This window comes from Candidatus Hydrogenedentota bacterium (assembly GCA_035416745.1).
GTDB lineage: Bacteria > Hydrogenedentota > Hydrogenedentia > Hydrogenedentales > SLHB01 > UBA2224.
On the sequence record DAOLNV010000164.1, the window covers coordinates 1 to 3870 of the forward strand.

6 protein-coding genes and 1 tRNA gene are annotated in these 3870 nt (G+C 57.0%); 5 read left to right on the forward strand and 2 right to left on the reverse strand.

The features are described 5' to 3' along the window. The first annotated feature begins 158 nt into the window (after window positions 1-158). The 3 genes from PLJ71_22545 to PLJ71_22555 all read left to right on the forward strand — a co-directional run bounded on the left by PLJ71_22545 (window position 159) and on the right by PLJ71_22555 (window position 1682). Window positions 159-234, forward strand: a tRNA-Ala gene (locus PLJ71_22545). Window positions 235-356: 122 nt separating this feature from the next. Beyond that, entirely contained in the window at window positions 357-1400 is a 1044-nt protein-coding gene (locus tag PLJ71_22550) for a site-specific integrase (protein ID HQM51468.1), read from the forward strand. Between the two features lie 15 nt (window positions 1401-1415). Further along, window positions 1416-1682 carry a transposase domain-containing protein gene (locus PLJ71_22555; protein HQM51469.1) on the forward strand — a complete coding sequence of 89 codons (267 nt, stop codon included), beginning with the start codon at window positions 1416-1418 and terminating at the stop codon, window positions 1680-1682. A gap of 81 nt (window positions 1683-1763) precedes the next feature. On the opposite strand, the gene PLJ71_22560 is transcribed toward PLJ71_22555, so the two are convergent. Further along, window positions 1764-2345: a hypothetical protein gene (locus PLJ71_22560; GenBank protein ID HQM51470.1), complete on the reverse strand. Its 582-nt coding sequence runs from the start codon at window positions 2343-2345 to the stop codon at window positions 1764-1766. Between the two features lie 80 nt (window positions 2346-2425). On the opposite strand from PLJ71_22560, the gene PLJ71_22565 reads away from it, so the two are divergent. Together PLJ71_22565 and PLJ71_22570 are read left to right on the forward strand one after the other, a co-directional pair. After that, window positions 2426-2725: a nucleotidyltransferase family protein gene (locus PLJ71_22565; protein HQM51471.1), complete on the forward strand. Its 300-nt coding sequence runs from the start codon at window positions 2426-2428 to the stop codon at window positions 2723-2725. 25 nt (window positions 2726-2750) lie between these two features. Then, entirely contained in the window at window positions 2751-3062 is a 312-nt protein-coding gene (locus tag PLJ71_22570; GenBank protein ID HQM51472.1) for a DUF86 domain-containing protein, read from the forward strand. A 78-nt stretch (window positions 3063-3140) separates the two neighbouring features. Here the strand turns inward: PLJ71_22570 and PLJ71_22575 are convergent, their stop codons facing one another. Continuing rightward, window positions 3141-3431, reverse strand: a complete 291-nt coding sequence (locus tag PLJ71_22575) for a hypothetical protein (protein ID HQM51473.1) — start codon at window positions 3429-3431, stop codon at window positions 3141-3143. Between the last annotated feature and the right edge of the window lie 439 nt (window positions 3432-3870).

Sequence of the window (3870 nt, forward strand, 5' to 3'; positions counted from 1 at the left end):
CTAATCTGAATAGGCCTTGAAGTCTACACGGAACGGCCGAATGCCTTCAAAATATGCGCACAATAGAGCTGGAACGATCAGGGGCTGTCTCACGAACTTGACTCTCGTTCGGGCTTCTTCTATACTCTGAACGGTTTACAGGCGAGACGTGAAAAGTTGGGGATGTAGCTCAGTTGGGAGAGCGCTTGTCTGGCAGACAAGAGGTCGTCGGTTCGATTCCGATCATCTCCACCACTAAGTTATTCAGGCCTAAGGGTTTATGCAAGGAGCCCTTGGGCCTGTTTTTTGTGCCGTTGACATTTATGCACCGTTTGTGCACCATAAGCCCGTGGAGGGAGCCCGTGGAGGGCATGCCGATGGGAAGCAGAATCGAGCAACGCGGCAAACGGGGCACATGGTGGTATCTCGGCTTTTTCAACGGGCGGAAGTTCCGTGAATCCCTCAAGACCACCGTCAAGAACGTGGCAGAACGCGAGCAACGTATCCGCGATGCCAAGTACCAAGACCCGGCGTTCATGCCGACCCGCAAGCTGAATCCTACCGTCGGAGAATTCTGGCAAGAATACGAAGCTTGGGCGATCGAGCATCGAAGCAAAGCAACGGTCGAGGTGCAACGGCATTTGTGGAATTCCATCATCACATTCACGAAGGCACAGCGGATGCGCGATTTTCGGCCGCAAGACTTCGAGCGAATGAAACGACGACGGCAGGCCATGGGCAAAGCGGGCTGGTCTGAGACGACGTGTAACAGCGCACTCAAAGACTTTGATGCGATATGGCGGCGCGGCGTCAACATGGGGTGGATTACGGGCGAAAGCCCGGCGGCGCACGTTGAGCGGTTCACTGTGACACGACGCGAAATCACGTTTCACACCCGTCAAGACATCGAGCAACTACTCGAGGCGGCGGGCGATGACCAGCAGTTGAGATGGGCAATTCTACTTATGGGATTCGCCGGTTTGCGGCGCGCTGAGATGGCGTTCCTTCGATGGGAGAATCTGGTCTTTGACGCGAAGGCGTCTTTTATCCGTATTCGTGAATGCGACGGGTTCAGACCCAAGACCCGGCAGGAACGCACAATCCCGATGCACCGTCGTATCTTCAGTGAGATGCACCCGTTCCGACAGGAGAGCGGACCGGTCTTTGTATCGGGGCGGAAAAACGAAGGCAAACACCGCTATCCCTATGACTGCAAACGGGCGCTCACATCGGCGATCAAACGCGCAGGCCTGCCGGATGCCGATCCGTTTCAACGTCTGCGGCGGTCATTCGGCAGCATGCTGGTACAAGAGGGCGTGTCCATCTTCAAGATTGCGCGATGGATGGGGCACAGCGTCAAAATAGCAGAGGCGCATTACGCGGCGCTTCTCCAGCACGACGGGGACATTGATCGGATTTGAGACCAAACAGCATCTGTGAAACACCCGCGCCGCTACTTCACGCTTATCCAGAGCGCCAAACGCCACGGCATTGACCCCTGCGCCTACCTCCGCGACACCCTTCTCCGAATCACCGCCGAGCCCGGCATCGCCCCCCCACTACTCCCCGCGCTTCTATGGGGCGAACTTTTGCATGTCGGGAAAGCCAGCGCCTTTGGCCTGGGCAAGTACCGCCTCGAAGTGCGCCAAAGCTGCATTCCCGCTCGAGTTCAGGAACAAAACCGCAGCACGGACAACGAATAACACCGGCCCCAATTGCGCTTTGCCCTGCGCTCATCCGCTATCCTAGCGAATGACTGACCGTGCTGATCTCCACCGCCACGCTCAGGAACGGCTGATGGCCCGGCGCAACGAATCGAGGCAAATCCTCTCACTCTGAGTGGTACATAAATTGGGGGCAGGGCACGCCTTGCCGCCGAACAGCACGGTGAGCGTTCGGAATTCGCGGACTTTGAGTTGCACCTGGTTCTCCTCTGTCATGTTTGCGTAGCCGTCGGTGAGGATGACGGCTTTGTCGAAGCGGTTGGCGAGGATGTGTTCGGCGATGCAGTTGAAGTCGGTGCCGTAGGTGGTTTGGAAGTGTCCGGCGAGGAAGGTTCGGAAGGGTACCTCGACGACTTTGTTGGAGAACAGGAGGATGGTCTTCAGTTCTGTTCTCAGGTTTCGCAGGAGGCCGATGATTTCGGGCAGGTGTTGGTTGACGCTGCCGGAGACGTCGAGGTAGATGGCGAGGCCCCGTTCCTGCACCGTTTGCCGGTAGGCCAGGTTGTGGTAGTGCAATGGCGGCATCCCGGCTGCGAGCAGGACGAAGTCGCGCTTCGACGGCTGGATGGGGATGGGTGAGACGCTGATGCGCGGTTGCGGGCGCAGTTTGTTCCCACTGCGCTGAACCTTTCCCGAAATCAAGAAAGGCGGAATCCCGAATGGGGAGACTGCCCAAAGATTTGGTATACTCAGAATGAGCAGCAACTGTGAGGTTTACGAAAATGGACCTGCCCATAGAGGTTGATCGCGAACAGATTGCGGGCTTTTGCCGCAAGCATCATCTCATCAAGCTGGCGCTGTTCGGCTCGGTTTTGACTGACCGGTTCGGGCCGGACAGCGATGTGGATGTGCTGTTCGAATACGACCCCAAGCACGTCCCGACGCTCTTCGATGTGGTTCGCATGGAGCGCGAGCTATCTGGGATCTTGGGCCGCAAGGTGGACATGCGGACACCGCGGGATCTCAGCCGCTACTTCCGGGACGAGGTCGTCAACAACGCCGCGGTGCAGTATGTCGCGTGACGCCGATCTGACTCGGGTCCAACACATGGCTGAGGCGGCGCGGGAGATCCAGGCTTATGTTGCAGGGCGCAGCCTGGCCACCGTTCGCTCCGACCAGCCGCTCAAGCATCTGATCATCCGCAACCTCGAGATCATGGGCGAAGCCGCCAGCCGCGTCTCCGCGGAGTTCCGGAAAAAGCATCCGGCCGTCCCGTGGCAGGACATGGTCGACTTGCGCAACCGTCTCATTCATGTCTATTTCGACCTCGATCTGGAGATCATCTGGGCCACGGCGCGCGAGGATATTCCCGCACTGCTTCCGCAGTTGGAGGCGATTCTGGACGAATTCGCCGGCTGACGGGGCCATCCTCTCTCTACAACGGACTGTGGCCGTGATTATTGCCCTGCGTCTCGCACTCCCAGACGGCGACGCCGGTTACTTCGACTCGGCCCATATTTCGCGGTCGCCGCCGTGACGATCCCGAGCGATGAAGTGCGTGGCGAGTGATTCAGGGTGCAGTTGGATTTTGCAGGCCAAGCGCGCCGCGTCCTCGAAGGATTCGGCGGCCATCTTGGCGTTGGCTTCGGCCAGAAGCTGAGAAGCTTCGGCTGAAGCGTCTTCCATGTTCGTGGCTCGAGCACTAGATGAAGTTGCCAATGCGAGAACCAAGAAGGCTGTACCGACGCAAACAGAAACGAACGACTGTCCAAAACGTGAATGGAACATCTTAGCAACTCCTTTGAATGCTGCTTTATCTGCCATATTAAACGATACTATTTAGGTAGACAGCCTAGGGGCTAGTATTCTGCGATGAAGAAATCAGATTGGCGGTAATTTGGACTTGGAACGTGGCGGGTGTATCCGATTCAGTTGCGAGCGAAAGGACATGGGATACAGCGTCATATTTCCACGCACCTATACCATCATACTCAAGCACTCGGGCAACTTCCCAAGTACCATTGCGGTGAGAACATATGTTGAAGTATACATAGCCTCCACCTCCGTAAGGCCCTTGGATTAGCGCTACTGACGGGAGAGCCGCGTCAATTTTATACGTATCGACAATCATCCACACGTTCTCACTAACCCAAGGCACCCATTCGTTATCGGACTGCGCCTACCCCCAATCTTCGACCACGGGACGGCGGATTTAAGGTGGAATCTG